General features: G+C 39.4%; 12 protein-coding genes. 3 read left to right on the top strand and 9 right to left on the bottom strand.

Translation table 11 applies throughout. The features are described 5' to 3' along the window. Positions 1–47 precede the first annotated feature (47 nt). The 5 genes from BTN98_RS06950 to BTN98_RS06930 form a co-directional block, all read right to left on the bottom strand. Positions 48–2,651: a TRAP transporter permease gene (locus BTN98_RS06950; protein WP_061000430.1), complete on the bottom strand. Its 2,604-nt coding sequence runs from the start codon at positions 2,649–2,651 to the stop codon at positions 48–50. A gap of 128 nt (positions 2,652–2,779) precedes the next feature. After that, positions 2,780–3,742 (bottom strand): TAXI family TRAP transporter solute-binding subunit, encoded by a 963-nt coding sequence (locus BTN98_RS06945; RefSeq protein ID WP_061000433.1) that lies wholly within the window; start codon positions 3,740–3,742, stop codon positions 2,780–2,782. A 368-nt stretch (positions 3,743–4,110) separates the two neighbouring features. After that, complete coding sequence (locus BTN98_RS06940; protein ID WP_061000434.1) at positions 4,111–4,953, bottom strand: energy-coupling factor transporter transmembrane component T family protein; 843 nt, start codon at positions 4,951–4,953, stop codon at positions 4,111–4,113. A gap of 2 nt (positions 4,954–4,955) precedes the next feature. Further along, positions 4,956–6,650 carry an ABC transporter ATP-binding protein gene (locus BTN98_RS06935; RefSeq protein ID WP_061000436.1) on the bottom strand — a complete coding sequence of 565 codons (1,695 nt, stop codon included), beginning with the start codon at positions 6,648–6,650 and terminating at the stop codon, positions 4,956–4,958. Between the two features lie 2 nt (positions 6,651–6,652). Beyond that, complete coding sequence (locus BTN98_RS06930; RefSeq protein ID WP_061000439.1) at positions 6,653–7,204, bottom strand: ECF-type riboflavin transporter substrate-binding protein; 552 nt, start codon at positions 7,202–7,204, stop codon at positions 6,653–6,655. A gap of 662 nt (positions 7,205–7,866) precedes the next feature. Between BTN98_RS06930 and uvrY the strand changes: the two genes are divergently transcribed. The 3 genes from uvrY (at position 7,867) to pgsA (ending at position 11,056) form a co-directional block, all read left to right on the top strand. Beyond that, positions 7,867–8,511, top strand: a complete 645-nt coding sequence (gene uvrY / locus BTN98_RS06925; protein WP_061000441.1) for a UvrY/SirA/GacA family response regulator transcription factor — start codon at positions 7,867–7,869, stop codon at positions 8,509–8,511. Then, positions 8,511–10,364 (top strand): excinuclease ABC subunit UvrC, encoded by a 1,854-nt coding sequence (uvrC, locus tag BTN98_RS06920; RefSeq protein ID WP_082732218.1) that lies wholly within the window; start codon positions 8,511–8,513, stop codon positions 10,362–10,364. Before uvrY ends, uvrC begins: the two co-directional genes overlap by 1 nt. A gap of 134 nt (positions 10,365–10,498) precedes the next feature. Continuing rightward, on the top strand, positions 10,499–11,056 hold the full coding sequence (gene pgsA / locus BTN98_RS06915) for a CDP-diacylglycerol--glycerol-3-phosphate 3-phosphatidyltransferase (protein WP_061000453.1): 558 nt from the start codon (positions 10,499–10,501) through the stop codon (positions 11,054–11,056). A gap of 82 nt (positions 11,057–11,138) precedes the next feature. Here pgsA and cobA read toward each other — a convergent pair whose 3' ends face one another. From cobA to nirB, 4 genes are all read right to left on the bottom strand, one after another. Continuing rightward, on the bottom strand, positions 11,139–11,963 hold the full coding sequence (gene cobA, locus BTN98_RS06910) for a uroporphyrinogen-III C-methyltransferase (protein ID WP_061000443.1): 825 nt from the start codon (positions 11,961–11,963) through the stop codon (positions 11,139–11,141). Positions 11,964–12,001: 38 nt separating this feature from the next. After that, positions 12,002–12,820 carry a nitrite transporter NirC gene (gene nirC / locus BTN98_RS06905; protein WP_061000445.1) on the bottom strand — a complete coding sequence of 273 codons (819 nt, stop codon included), beginning with the start codon at positions 12,818–12,820 and terminating at the stop codon, positions 12,002–12,004. Between the two features lie 110 nt (positions 12,821–12,930). Continuing rightward, a complete protein-coding gene (gene nirD, locus BTN98_RS06900; RefSeq protein WP_061000447.1) occupies positions 12,931–13,257 on the bottom strand; it encodes a nitrite reductase small subunit NirD in 327 nt (108 codons plus the stop codon). Next, complete coding sequence (nirB, locus tag BTN98_RS06895) at positions 13,254–15,803, bottom strand: nitrite reductase large subunit NirB (protein WP_061000449.1); 2,550 nt, start codon at positions 15,801–15,803, stop codon at positions 13,254–13,256. Before nirB ends, nirD begins: the two co-directional genes overlap by 4 nt. Positions 15,804–16,247 lie beyond the last annotated feature (444 nt).

Below are 16,247 nucleotides of genomic sequence, written 5' to 3'. Positions count from 1 at the left end.
AAGATAACTATAAAGAGAAAGCCGATCATTCGATCGGCTTTTTTTGATTATACGATTATGGTTTGTGTTGGTGTTTCTGTTATCGGTGCCAATGTTAAACGTCGACGTTGATTTCTGACAATGAAACCAAAAAGTAAAATAGCAGGGAGCCATAACCACTCTTTACGCCAACGTTCCACTGGGACTCGAATATCAATAATTTGTTGGTCAAACTGCAAGTTTTCGGTTGCTGCTGGGCTTCCAAATGTCACCATATCAATCAATGTCTTGCCTTGGCTTTGATAGGTTTCAATACCGATTTTTTCAAGCTTCTGCTGGCCTGTTTCAGCGTTAGGTACTGTAAATAACACACTAAATTCACGATGTTTACCGATAGCATCTTCACCTGCAATTCGCATTCGAATAACATCGCCAGCAGGCAGGTTATCAAGGGTACTTACTAAGTGTGTTGACGCAATATTTTGATAAGGCTCAACGATTAAATCTTGCCAAAACCCTGGGCGGAATAACGTAAACGAGATCAATAATAGTACGATATTTTCATACCAACGATTACGGGTAATAAACCATCCTTGGGTTGCCATTGCAAAAATAAGCATCGCAATTGTCGCTATAACAAAAATAATGATCCCGTGACTAACGCTAACATCTATCAGTAATAAGTCGGTGTTGAATATAAATAAAAATGGTAAAGCTGCGGTACGTAAACTGTAATAAAAAGCAGTAATACCCGTTTTGATTGGATCACCTTTTGATACCGCAGCCGCAGCAAAAGACGCTAACCCAACTGGCGGTGTCACATCGGCCATAATGCCAAAATAGAACACAAATAAATGTACGGCAATTAAAGGAACGATTAAGCCATTTTGTTGGCCAAGGGTGACAATAACGGGTGCTAATAAACTAGAAACAACAATATAGTTCGCCGTGGTTGGCAATCCCATACCGAGAATAAGGCTTAATAGTGCTGATAAAATTAGCATCAGCATTAAATTACCCATAGATAGCATTTCAACTAAATCAGCTAAAATTAAACCCACACCTGTTTGAGAAACCGCACCGACAATAATACCCGCAGTTGCAGTCGCGATACCAATGCCGATCATATTGCGAGAACCTGCAATTAAGGCTTCAATCAGATCGTTTTTACCTTCAATAAAATGCCCATAATGACAGCCATCTTTGCGTAATAAGCTCAGTAAGGGACGTTGCGTCACTATAATTCCCACTAGCATCACCGAGCCCCAAAAAGCTGAAAGTCCAGGTGATAAACGTTCAACCATTAAGCACCATACTAAGACCACTACTGGTAGAATAAAATGTAATCCTGCCAATAGCACACTGCGTGTTTCAGGTAATTCATTCAATGGTGCATTAGGGTTGTCTTCTGGTAATGGCGGGTGGTTGGCTGCCACTTTGAGTAGGCTAATATATACTGCGACTAATAATCCACTAATCACAAAAGCGGCATAATCGCCAAGTAATGGTTTTATCCATCCTAAACCGTAATAAATCGCTAATGAAAAGCCACTGATTAACAAGCAAGCAAAGCTAAAACTTGTTAGGCGTACTAGCCAAGGTTTATGGTGTTTGGGTTCAATTGCTGTCATGCCTAGCTTTAACGCTTCTAAATGAACAATATATAGCAGCGTGATATATGAAATAGCGGCAGGTAAAAAGGCATGCTTAATAATATCGATATAGGGAATACCGACATATTCCACCATCAAAAAAGCGGCAGCGCCCATCACTGGTGGCATGATCTGACCGTTTACCGAAGATGCAACTTCTATTGCACCAGCTTTTTCTTTGCTAAAGCCAACTTTTCGCATCATCGGAATGGTAAATGTACCAGTGGTAACTACGTTAGCTATTGAAGATCCAGATATTAGTCCCGTTAACCCAGATGCAACTACTGCTGCTTTAGCGGGGCCTCCACGTAGGTGTCCTAATAAACTAAAAGCTAGCTGAATGAAATAATGTCCAGCTCCCGCACGCTCAAGTAGAGCGCCAAACAACACAAATAAAAATACAAAGCTGGTGGATACCCCAAGGGCAATACCAAATACACCTTCAGTTGTGATCCATTGATGGTTTGCCAGTGAAGCAAATTGGACTCCTCGATGAGCAAGCAATCCTGGCATCCAAGGACCAGCAAAACTGTAACCAATAAAGCCAAGAGCAATAAGAGGTAAAGCTGGGCCTAATACTCGCCGAGCAGCTTCTAGTAGTAACGGTAAACCGATACATGCAATAACTAAGTCAAATTGAGTGAGGCTGCCAGGGCGTTGAGCGAGCTCATTATACATAACAAATAAATATAATGAGGTTGCAGCTGCTATCATACCAAGTGCGATATCACTGTAGGGTACTCGATACGTTGCTGAACAATGACGGGCAGGGAAGACTAAGAAAGCCAGAATAAGCGCAAAAGCCAAATGGATTGCACGAGTTTCAGTATCATTAAAAACCCCAATGCCAATAATAAAAGGCAGAGGAGAGGCAATCCATAATTGAAACAGCGACCATGAAATAGCTAAAAAAGTAATGACCTTTGCCATTATTCCTGTTGGTAAACGTGCACCTACATCTTTGGCGATAAGATCTTCGGTTGAAAGGATGGTGTCGTTCGAGAGATGTTGTTGAGCCATATGTATTCACTTACAAGTTGGCACTAATGAAAATAGCAAATGTCATTTAAGTCATTGTGAGTAGTGTATTTCCATTAGTAAAAAAAGAGAGCAAGCGAGAGAAATGGCTACCTCGCTTGGTGGTGAAATTACATCCAGCCTCGTTCTTTATAGTAACGAACAGCGCCATCGTGTAACGGTGCAGTTAAGCCTGTTTTTATCATCTCGGTTTCTTTTAGATCTGCAAAAGCAGGGTGCAGGCGCTTGAAGCGATCAATGTTAGTAAATACTGACTTTACTAACTGATATACCATTTCTGGATCAGTATTGGCGTTAGTCGATAATACCGCTTTACCGCCTATAGATACGGTATCATTGGGGTTACCACGATACATACCTCCTGGAATTATCGCTTTAGTGAAATAACTCTTTTCTTTTAGTAGCGCATCAATATCAGGCCCAGTAACTGCAATTAAACGGGTGTCAGTCGTGGTAGAGGCTTCTTGAATCGCTCCATTAGGGTGACCCACAAAATAGCTCATCGCATCGATTTTATTATCACTCATTGCAGGAGCTTGTTCTGCTGGCTTGAGATCAGAAACCAAGCTAAACACATCACTATTCCAGTTTTTAACCGCTAAAATTTGCTCAAATGTGTCACGTTGACCAGAACCAGGATTGCCTAAATTCACGCGTTTGTTTTTTAAATCATCAAAAGAATGAATTCCTGAGTCTTCACGAGCCAAAATCGTAAATACTTCACTTTGCAAAGAAAATACCGCTCGAATATCGTTCATTTTGCCATGATCTTGAAAAGGGGCTAAGCCGTTAAGGGCCTTAAATTGATGATCAGACTGCATGATGCCAAAGTTATATTCATGGCTACGGAGGCCATTAACATTCGCAACACCACCGCCACTGGTCGGGGCATTACATTTTATTTGATGGGTATCAGTAGTACGGTTTACAAAGCGACAAATAGATTGTCCGGCAATGTAATAAACCCCTGTTTGACCACCAGTACCAATAGAAATAAAGTTGTCTGCTGCAGTTGCGAAGGATGGGTAAAAAATACTGCCTAACGCACTGACAATAATTGCGAGTCGTTTCATTTTAAAGTCCTTTTTATGATTATTACAGGGTGATAATTATTATTTTCCTATCACAATGGCATTGATGTTGTGTTTGTTAATGTTGATGCATAAAGTGTGTTTACTGATGCTGATTAGCAATAAAAAAGCATCGTTTTGTGTGATTGATGGTCAATAAGTTTATTTTTTGTTAATACAAGGTACGGTTAAATAGGTAAGGTGACAATAAGTAAAAAGTTACTTTTCTTATAGTTTGAGAAAGGTGTGAATATTGTTAACAAGGAGGAATATTGAAAATAGAAGGTTGAGAAAATAATTAAGCTAGCTATGACAACTGCTTAAAAAAAACCGCCAATAAATGACGGTTTTTAATTCAGTTTTAGTGAGCCTTAATGGAACGGATACCAGAACAGCGTTGTTGATTGATAACGGTGTAAAATCCCCAGTCCAAGCACGAATGCAATAATGATTAATGCGATAACGTCGTTTCTCGTCATTGGTTTTAAGCTATACCAAGTACGTTTTTTATTGCGCCCAAAACCACGCAGCGTCATAGCATTAGAAATTACATCGGCACGGTCTAAACTTGAAAAAATCAGTGGTCCAAGAATTTTTGCAACGTTACGAATACGTGTCATTACAGGCGCTTTCTTTGAAATATCTACCCCTCGCGCTTGTTGTGCATGCATAATATTGGTGAAATCTTTCATTACTTCAGGTAGATAACGTAACGTTAGGCTTACCGCATAAGCAATACGATAAGGTACACCAAGTTTGTTTAAGCTTGCTGAAAATTCCGTTGGGTGAGTCGTGAAAACAAACACTAACGCAATCGGGAACATACTGAAATATTTAAGGGTAACAGTCAGTAAATAAAATACAGTCTCAAGGGTTATATTATAGTGCCCAAAAAGATGCACCAGCACCGTAGTTGAATGCATGTAATCGGTGCCTTGTTGAGGGGCAATCAAAAACATAAATAAAGCATTCATTAATAATACTACTGCGGTACCGATTAAGAGTGGTTTATAGACCGCAAATGGAATTTTAGTCGCTTTTAATAGCAATAATCCCACAATGATTAATCCACAAATAACACGCAGATCAAAGGTCAGCAGTACCATGGTTACCCACGCCATAAATAACACAAACTTGGTAATACCGTTCAAAGCGTGCAGCCAAGAGTGAGTGTTGACATAACTGATGCCAAATTTTAAATGTTTGCTTTTCATGGTTATTTATTTTTTAGTTCGTGGGCGATAAAACAGCGAATAAATTGGTCAATATGCTCAATACCCATTGCCTGAGCCAATGAATATAAGCTAGTAACGGTTAAGTTTGCTTGATCTAATAATGCGGGCTGACTAAAGATATGATTAACCTTATCGTCAGTCAGTAAGCGGTTATCAGCAATGACAATAGCGCGTTGGGTATATTCAAGTACTAAGTGCATATCATGTGAAATAATCACAATGGTTAGCCCTAGTTTTTGATTCAGTTCTTGAATAAAAGACATCATTGCAGTGTAGTGATGGTAATCTTGGCCAGCAGTTGGTTCATCAAGGATCAACAACTCTGGTTCCAGCACTAACATTGTTGCAATAGTTACCCGTTTTTTCTGACCAAAGCTTAATGCATCAACAGGCCAGTGGTGGTAGCGTCCCAGACCACAAAGTTTAAGCGTTGCTTCTACTTTGATTTTAATCTGTGCTTCATCCATGCCACGGTTACGTAAACCAGATGCCACTTCATCAAAAATCATATGGTGCGAGATCATATGATTAGGGTTTTGCATTACTACCCCAATATGTTGGCTGCGCTCAAAAATGGATTGGTTAGCTAAATTGTTACCATTAAGTGTAATGGTTCCGCTATCAGCTTCTAACACTCCCATGATCAGACGAGTGATTGTTGATTTACCCGAGCCATTTTTCCCCATAATGGCAACAAATTCGCCCTTATGAACATCAAAACTGACGTCATCTAAGGTGTTGCGAACACCATCATAGGAATAGTTAAGGTTTTTAACGCTTAAGAGTACATCTTGTATAGGCTCTGCTTGAGGCTGCTTAACTTGATGGAACCAATCTTCAATTTGAGGCTTGAATTTATTAAGATTAATTGTTGAAAAATAAGCAGGCTTATCTTCAACTGTGATCGTACATCCTGCTGCTTTAATTGCTGAGAGATATAACGGCTCACGAATACCATGTTGTTGTAATAATGGGCTGGCTAATAGTTCATCAGGACTCATATCTGCAATGATTTCACCACGCTCCATCATAATAATACGATCAATAGGGCGGTGTAATACATCTTCTAAACGGTGCTCGATAATGATCACTGTTTTACCTGAATCTTTATGCAGATTATCAATGATTTCAATTGCCGCTTTACCTGTTTTAGGATCAAGACTCGCAAGAGGTTCATCAAATAATAAAATATCAACATCATCAACCATGACACCAGCCATAGAGACACGTTGTTTTTGACCGCCACTTAAGTCAAAAGGAGAGTGATCTAAAATACTGTTTAAATCGACCATGTTGGCGGTTGCTTGCACGATTTCATGCATTTTTTGCTGTGGGATCATTTGGTTTTCAAGCGCAAAAGCAATATCTTCGCCAACACTTAAGCCGACAAACTGACCATCTGTATCCTGTAATACTGTTCCCACCATGCTGGTGCAATGATCAAGATCTAAGCTGCGAGTATTTTTACCGTTAATGTATAACTCTCCGCTACAATCGCCTTTAATTGCATGAGGAATAAGTCCATTAAGACATTGACCTAAAGTAGATTTACCACAACCACTAGGGCCAATTAGCGCAATTTTTTCGCCCTTATTTATTGTTAGATTAATATTTTTAAGGGTTGGGTTTTCAAGAGCCCAATATTTAAATGAAAAATTATTAAAGACAATACTCATTATTAATAAGCCTCTTTTAAGTTGAAGCTTTGCTGCTTACGCTTAGCCACCGACGTTAGAATTAAATGGCCCACAAAGGCAATAATAACGGTATTACTCAGTGCAATAATCACTAATTGTACTAAGACCTTAGTAAACGGTTCGGCATAGAGAACAGCATCAAGAAAGGCGGAGCAGCCATAGCCAACGACATTGGCAACAAAGGCAAGCATGACAAATAGACTAAAATCAAACTTAGAAAAAAGTCCCATGTCTAAACGACCACGAGTAAGAATAGGGTAAAGACCAATAATTAAGCCAACGATACCAGAGCCTAGTTCCCAAGTGAACCATACGCCCCAACCAGCAAATAAATCTGTTACCCAGTGGCCAATAATACCAACTAGAAAGCCAACCAAAGGGCCGAAGAGAACTGCAAATAAGGCGAGTACTGCCATTGCAGGTTTAAGCGTAGTATTAGCAAAAACAGGAATACCGAACATAGGTAAACCACCTATGCCATATAAGGCTGCACCAATTGCAATAACAACAACTGTTTTAGCAGAAAGACTCATAACTTAACCTTGTTAACTCAGCCATCGAGACATCATATTGTCATCGATGAAATGCAATAATTGGATTATAAAAATGCTTATGGTAGTAATCGTCGCGTTGCAGATTCGACAGACCAAGCCAATCAGTAGAGTACCGTAGATAGCAATCACTATTTAATAAGGTAACTCAGCACTAATAATCCATTATTAAGTAAGAGCGGTGTAAGTCTTTTCAATATGAAAACGGAGTAAATTTTAAAATGTGAAACCAAAAGCGGCGCTATGATAACGTAATCTAACAAGGAAAGGAATGCTTTACATCTAGACGGCTAAAGAATAATCAGCATTAATTTATACCCACTAAATTAGGTTAATAAAGTGTTATAGATTACTGATTTGGTTATTTTTTATCATAGTATTAGAGCTATATGAATATACCTATTTTTTGGGGCTTTATTTTTATTATAAAATAGACAATAATCGAACAACGGTCATTATTTTACAGCGCGTAAAAAATAGATAACCGTAAACTGTCAAGTCTTAACTTTATGTGAAACTTTGCACTGATACACAGAATCAGTATGAGGTTAATGTTGAAGTTGAGGTAGAATTATAAGTAATAGTGAGTTAGCTGTCCCGCCATTGTGGCAGGGTGCAGAGCCAAATCATATTGGAGATACAGCTTGATTAATGTATTCCTTGTAGATGATCACGAACTGGTTCGCACAGGGATCCGACGTCTTCTTGAAGATGTCCGTGGTATTAAAGTGGTAGGGGAAGCCATCAGTGGTGAGGAAGCCGTAAAATGGTGTCGTAGCAATTATGCGGACATTATTCTTATGGATATGAACATGCCAGGTATCGGTGGTCTTGAAGCTACTCGTAAAATTTTGCGCTTCAACCCTGATGTTAAAATTATTGTATTAACGGTTCATACTGAAAATCCGTTTCCAACCAAAGTTATGCAAGCTGGTGCTTCTGGTTATTTAACTAAAGGTGCTGGGCCAGATGAAATGGTGAATGCCATTCGTATGGTTAACAGTGGACAACGGTATATTTCATCTGAAATTGCTCAACAAATGGCTCTAAGTCAGTTCGCGCCCGATTCTGAAAATCCATTTAAAGAACTGTCAGAGCGTGAATTACAGATCATGATGATGATCACTAAAGGCCAAAAAGTTACCGATATATCAGAACAATTAAGTTTAAGCCCTAAGACTGTGAATAGTTACCGTTATCGTCTATTTAATAAGTTAAATATTAGTGGTGATGTTGAATTAACACATTTAGCTATTCGTCATGGCATGCTTGATACCGAGACATTATAGTGTCTGAGCATGTTGATGATAGTACTGTTTTTGATGCCCAAAGTTTTCTCAAAACGGTCACTCACCAACCTGGCGTCTACCGTATGTACGACGCCAGTGGTGAGGTAATCTATGTTGGTAAAGCCAAAGATCTCAAAAAACGTTTAGCCAGTTATTTCCGTATTAATGTTAACGGTGAAAAAACGCGCGCGTTAGTTAAAAATATTTGTAAAGTGGATGTGACGGTTACCCATACAGAAACCGAAGCATTAATTCTTGAACACAATTATATCAAGCAGTATTTACCCAAATATAATGTCTTATTGCGTGATGATAAGTCTTATCCTTATATTTTGTTAAGTGCGAGCAAACATCCTCGGCTATCTATTCATCGCGGTGTGAAACGCCGTAAAGGTGAATATTTTGGTCCCTATCCAGATGTTTCTGCTGTGCGTGAAAGTTTGCATCTAATGCAAAAAATATTTCCTATCCGCCAATGTGAAGATTCGGTTTATGCTAACCGTAGTCGTCCTTGTTTAATGTATCAAATTGGTCGTTGTTCTGGCCCTTGTGTTGCTGGTTTAGTGTCTGATGAGGATTATCAGCAACAAGTACAATGGGTGCGTTTGTTCTTGCAAGGTAAAGATCGTCAAGTGATCAATACTATGGTAGAAAAAATGGAACAGGCCAGTATGGCACTCGATTTTGAACGCGCAGCTGTTTATCGTGATCAGATCCAAGCTTTACGCCGAATTCAAGAACAACAATTTGTTAGTCAAGATAACGAAGATGATTTAGATGTTATTGGTATCGCTTATCAAAATGGTATGGCGTGTATTCATGGATTGTATATTCGACAGGGAAAAATTTTAGGTAGTCGTAGCTATTTCCCTAAAATGCCGGTTGATGTTTCATTAACGGAAGTGTTATCAAGTTTTGTTACTCAGTTTTACTTTAATCAAGCTGAAGGACGAGTTATTCCAAGCTTGATTTTATTGAGTGAAGAACTCGGTGATGACAGTGATGTTATTTTAGCGGCGCTGTCAGAGCTTGCTGGACGTAAGATTGCGATTAAATATCATCCTCGTGGTACGCGAGCAAAATATTTACAATTAGCACAAACAAATGCTGCAACGGCGTTAACCAGTAAACTCAATCATCGCATGACGATTCAAGAGCGCTTCTTTGAGTTACAACAAGCACTAAACTTAAAACCTATTTCACGCATGGAATGTTTTGATATTAGTCATACTATGGGTGAAAAGACCGTTGCATCTTGTGTGGTCTTTAACCAAGAAGGCCCATTAAAGCAAGAATACCGTCGTTATAATATTAGTGGTATTACTGGCGGCGATGATTATGCAGCAATGGCACAAGTATTAGAGCGCAGATACAGTAAAAACATGGAATTAGATAAAATTCCAGACATAATTTTCATAGATGGGGGTAGAGGTCAGCTCTCAAGAGCGTATGATGTTGTTAAGCCTTATATTACTGAGTGGCCTAAACGACCAATGCTGGTGGGTGTTGCCAAGGGAACCACTCGAAAACCAGGGCTTGAGACATTAATTTTCGTAACGGGTGAAGAATTTTCTATGCCAAGTGATTCTCCCGCGTTGCATTTAATTCAACATATTCGAGATGAAAGTCATAATCATGCGATCAGTGGTCACCGTGCCCAGAGAGCAAAAGTAAGAAAACGTAGTACACTTGAAGATGTCGAGGGAGTTGGACCTAAACGGCGTCAGGCTTTATTAAAATACATGGGTGGAATGCAAGAACTGAAAAAAGCAAATAAAGAAGAAATTGCTAAAGTTCCTGGCATCAGTTTAGCTTTAGCGGAAAAAATAGTTGATGCATTGCAACATGGTTAGTCTGTCGCTTTGAAGGTCATCATAGCCTCAGTACTTTAATTGGTTGAATTTACAGAAAAGGCACACTCTTTTTCGTTTTTTAGAGTAGTCTAGGTTGTATGTTAGGCCCAGATCTTGAACATAAGAATAAAATTATGCGTTTATCAATCCCAAATATTTTAAGTTTTATCCGACTCATTCTAATCCCATTTTTTGTTATTGCCTTTTATTTACCTTATGAATGGTCGGCGTTTGTTACTGCGTTAATCTTTTGGGTTGCAGGTGTAACTGATTGGTTTGATGGTTATCTTGCGCGTAAGCTTAATCAAACAACCCGCTTTGGTGCTTTTATTGACCCTGTTGCCGATAAATTAATGGTTGTTACTGCAATGGTGCTGGTGGTTGAGCATTACCACACATTGTGGGTAACAGTGCCAGCGATCACCATGATTGGCCGTGAAATTATTATTTCAGCATTACGAGAGTGGATGGCTGAGTTAGGTAAACGTGCAAGTGTTGCCGTTTCATGGGTAGGTAAAGTAAAAACAGCATCACAAATGTTTGCTTTATTATTATTATTATGGCATCCACATGAGTATGTTGTATGGTTAGGTTACGCATCACTTTATATTGCAATGGTGCTAACGTACTGGTCAATGGTGCAATATCTTAAAGCCGCAAAAGGTGATTTGTTAAACGCAGATAATCACTAATAAAAACCTAAGGGTTGGTTTACAGATAAAAAATGGCGAGCTAATAAGCTCGCCATTTTTATTACTGCTGATAACTTATTGCTTAACCACAAAGTTGCTGACTGTGGTTACTGTGCGTAATTGAGTCAGCTTGCTGCTGGAACCAATTAAGTTGTTGTGATAATTGGGTCACACTGCCAATAATAATTAATGCAGGGCTTATTGCTTGCTTCGCTAAGGTTTCTATTTGGGCTAATTCGCCCGTCAAAACACGTTGCTGAGCCGTAGTTCCGCGTTCGATAATAGCAATTGGTGTTGCAAGAGACATTCCATAAGCACTGAGTTTATGACGAATGACGTTACTTTGATTAAGCCCCATATAAAATACTAATGTATGTTTTGCACGTGCCAGTGATAACCAATCAATTTGATCTTGGCCTTGTTTTAAATGTCCGGTAATAAACTGCACACTTTGGGCATGATCACGATGGGTTAATGGAATACCTGCATAGGCAGCACAGCCAGATGCAGCTGTTATCCCTGGTACTACTTCAAAAGGAATATTAAAAGGCAGTAAGGCCTCTAATTCTTCACCGCCGCGACCAAAAATAAACGGATCACCACCTTTTAAACGTATGACTTGTTTGCCAGCAAGCGCATGTTTAACTAATAATTCGTTTATTTGCTGTTGAGGTACACAGTGATTTCCAGCCTCTTTACCAACAAATATTGATTGGCTATGCGGTGGAAATAACGCAATAATTTCATCAGAGACTAACCGATCATAAATAATGACATCAGCCTGTTGAATTAAACGCATTGCTTTTACCGTTAGCAAGTCAGGATCGCCAGGACCGGCACCGACAAGGATCACTTTACCGATAGTTGTTGATGTCGGTAAACTATATAAGGTGTCTTGATGTGGCATAGCTATGCTCCAAGGCTGTGTCATTATTATGGGTATGATTAAGCAGTTTGGTGTTGAGGTTGACTATCTTTTTTTGCCGAATCAATGATTGGACGTTGTGACTTTGGTGTAGTAAACCAATAACCTAAGCCCATAAAGACCACGCCAGAAATAGTATTACCAATAGTTACCCATAGTAAGTTATGGCCAATTCCTGCAAGTGTGAATGCTTCTTTATGAGCACCAAACCAAGATAAAGCAAAGATTGTCATATTCGCAATTGAGTGCTCATAACCTGAAGCGATAAATGCTAATAAACACCACCAAATAGCGATGAATTTCGCTGAACCTTCAACTCGTTGGCACATCCATATAGCTAAACAGACCAGCCAGTTACATAGAATACCCTTGAACAACAGTACTGATGCTGGTGCCGCAGTTTTAGCCATAGCGACATTGTTTAGTAAGCTATTGCCATCATTTAAAAGATGACCACCGCCAGCATAGTAAAATAGTAGAGCAACACCGACAGAGCCTAAAAGGTTACCTGTCCATGTTTGTGGCAATACACGTAGCGTATCAGCAAGAGTAATTTGACCTGTTTTTACACCAAAAGTTAAGAACATAGTGTGTCCGGTGTAAAGCTCTGATCCTGCGATAATGACCAAGGTTAACGCGATGCCAAATGTGGCACCCATAACGAGTGGACGTATAGAAGGATCAACCATATTACCTAAAGTAAAAATTAAAATAATACCTAAACCAACGTAAGCACCTGCCATAGCAGAACTTAGCCAAAATCCTATTTTTTCTTGTTGTGCAAATTCAACAATACGAGCGGCATTAGCTGAACATTTTTTGATGGTATCAGTGTACATACATTTTCCCTGTAGTAATTAAAACTGTTTGTCATAGATTGATAACTTTTTGTGTATCAACCTATGGCAAAAGAGTTTGGCAATGACTGCCAAACTCATTACTGCTCTGATTACAAACGGACTTGTACTTGACCTTGCTGTACTTGAATTTGATAACAAGCGACTTTAATCTCAGGTTGTTCTAGACAATGACCATCAATTAACGAGAAGCGCTGTTTTTTGAGTGGACTAGCAACCCAGAGTTGATTTTGATGTTGGCAAATAAGACCACGAGAGAGCACATTTGATTGTGCAAAAGGATCGTTATTATTTAGAGCAAACAGTTGTTCACTATGATCTGGTCGAAAAATAGCCACTTGTTGGTCATCAACTAAAGCACAGATACCTGTCCCAGGAATTAAGTCATCAAGCTGACATACAGAAATCCACTGACTCATGCTTTTTCCTCCAATGAAATGTTAAAGGTAGTTGCTTTTTCATTAACCGTCGCAGGGCGGTGTTGGTCACGCTCAGGTACAAAAACGACATTATCATCACGTTTGGTACTATTGATGAAATGAGCAAATCGTTTTAATTGCTGTTCGTTATTAAGTGTGGTTTTCCATTCACAGTGATAGCTAGCAATTAATCTTTCAGCATCAGCTTCGAGTTGTTGATTAAGACCTAGTTTATCGTTGATGATGACCTCTTTAAGGTATTCGACACCGCCGTCTAAACTGGTTAACCATGTTGAAGTACGTTGTAATTTATCAGCGGTACGAATGTAGAACATTAAGTAGCGATCAACGTATTTAATAAGGGTTTCAGTATCGAGATCTGCGGCAAGAAGATCGGCATGACGAGGCTTCATTCCTCCATTACCACCAACATACATATTCCAACCTGCATCGGTTGCAATAATGCCTAAATCTTTGCCTTGTGCTTCAGCACACTCGCGAGTACAGCCAGAGACGCCAAATTTCATTTTATGTGGCGTACGGATGCCTTTATAACGGTTTTCAAGTTGAACCCCGAGGCCAACACTGTCTTGCACGCCGAAACGACACCAAGTACTACCAACACATGTTTTTGCCATGCGTAGTGCTTTGGCATAGGCTTGACCGGTTTCAAAACCAGCATTAATTAAACGTTGCCAAATTTGTGGTAAGTCATCTTTTTGAGCACCAAATAAACCAATACGCTGTGCGCCGGTAATTTTGGTGTAGAGCTGATAATCGTTAGCTATTTGTGCTAAAGCCAATAATCCAGCTGGAGTGACTTCACCGCCAGCCATGCGTGGAATGACAGAATAAGTGCCATCTTTTTGCATATTACCGAGGAAAATATCATTGGTATCTTGCAATGGTGTATTTTGAGGGGTGAGGGCGTACTCATTCCAGCATGAAGCAAGGATAGAGCCGACAGTTGGCTTACAGACTTCACAGCCATAACCTTTACCGTGTTTGGCAAGTAAAGCTTCAAAAGATTTGATTTCTTCGACACGAATAAGATGAAATAGCTCTTGGCGAGAATACTCAAAGTGCTCACATAGGTGGTTTTTAACCTCGATACCAGCTTTAGCTAGTTCACTATTAAGAACCTGAGTAATAAGAGGGATACAACCACCACAGCCAGTACCTGCTTTAGTAACCGCCTTTATTTCGCCAAGTGTTGTGTGGCCTTCAGCAACTGCTGTTGCAATTTTGCCTTTAGTCACATCAAAGCATGAGCACATTACTGCGCTATCAGGAAGAGAATCTGCACCCATTGCTGGTTTCTCTGCGCCAGCATGTGCCGGTAAAATTAGGCTGTCTGGATTTTCTGGCAATTCAATATTATTGAGTTTTAGCTGTAATAAGTTGCCATAGTCAGCAGTATCACCGACTAAAACCGCACCTAATAGTTGTTTGCCGTCTTCTGAAACAATAATACGTTTATACACATCTTGTTGTTCGTTAAGGTAAACATAGCTTTTACTGTTAGGCGTTCGACCATTAGCATCACCAATGCTACCGACTTTTACGCCTAATAGCTTTAACTTAGCGCTCATGTCAGCGCCTTCAAAAGTATGAGACTCACCTAATAAGTGGCTTACTGCAATTTGCGCCATCTTATAGCCTGGTGCAACCAATCCAAAGAACATGTCGTTCCATGATGCACATTCACCGATAGCGTAAATATCGTTATCCGACGTTTGGCAGTAATCATTAATCGCAATACCGCCACGATGACCTAACGTTAGGTTACAGTTATTAGCAAGTTTATCTTGCGGGCGAATACCGGTAGAGAAAACGATGAAATCCACCTCAAGCGAGGTGCCATCAGCAAAAGCGAGAGTGTTACGTGCAGTTTGACCTTGAGGAATAATTTCTTGGGTGTTTTTACCGGTATGAACCACAACACCAAGTTGTTCGATTTTTTTTCTAAGTTGAGCACCGCCATGAGGGTCTAGTTGCTCAGCCATCAATACAGGGGCAAATTCAATAACGTGAGTATCAACACCTAATGCTTTAAGTGCCCCGGCAGCTTCCAAGCCAAGAAGACCACCACCAACAACAACACCACTTTTACTGTGTTTAGCAGTTGCTTCAATTGCTTTAAGATCTTCAATAGTTCGATAAACAAAACAGTCTTTGGATTCATTGCCTTTAATGGGTGGTACCCAAGGATAAGACCCTGTCGCCATCACTAATTTATCGTAATTAACCTCACGACCAGTATTAGAGTAAATGATTTTTTGGTCACGGTTAATCGTGATCGCACGTTCACCTAATAAAATATTAATATTGTGCTTTTGATAAAAACCATGCTTAACGAGTGATAGTTCTTCTGCTGTATGGTGAGAGAAGTAAGATGAGAGATGAACCCTATCGTAAGCAACGCGTGGTTCTTCACAAAAGACAGTGACGTCATACTTATCCATGTCGGCTTTATCGATTAGCTCTTCGATATAGCGGTGGCCAACCATGCCGTTGCCAATAATAGCTATTTTGATTTTGCTCATAAATCCTCTTAACAACATCGTGAATTACAATAATCTTATTCAGAGTTTCGTAGAATAAATATGATGCAAATCAAATCCAACTTTAAATAACCCTAAAGAGGTATGCTTTAAAATCAGATAATTAGCTGTGATTGTTGCCTTTTGGTTAGATAAGTTGAATATAAAAGAACAGAGTTACTTTAGTGATAGTCTTTTTTAGATGGCATATAAAAAACAAATCCTACTAAACAAGCATTGATAATCTTTAAATTTGGTGTTGTTATTTTGATGCGGATGGTTTTTGATCAGAAATGGGCTGATTTTTAGGTTGATGTAACGGAAAATGACCACTTAAATAAAAAGTCATAATTTTTCATTGACTCAGTTCGTAAAATCAGTAAATTACATCACATACCGCAGCGGAGAGACTTGCTAAGGTAGGTGAGGTTTTTTTTCTTCACAAGA

Source organism: Photobacterium aquimaris (assembly GCF_002954455.1).
In the GTDB taxonomy this organism is placed as follows: Bacteria; Pseudomonadota; Gammaproteobacteria; order Enterobacterales; family Vibrionaceae; genus Photobacterium; species Photobacterium aquimaris.
This window is presented reverse-complemented; position numbering and strand designations above follow the sequence as displayed.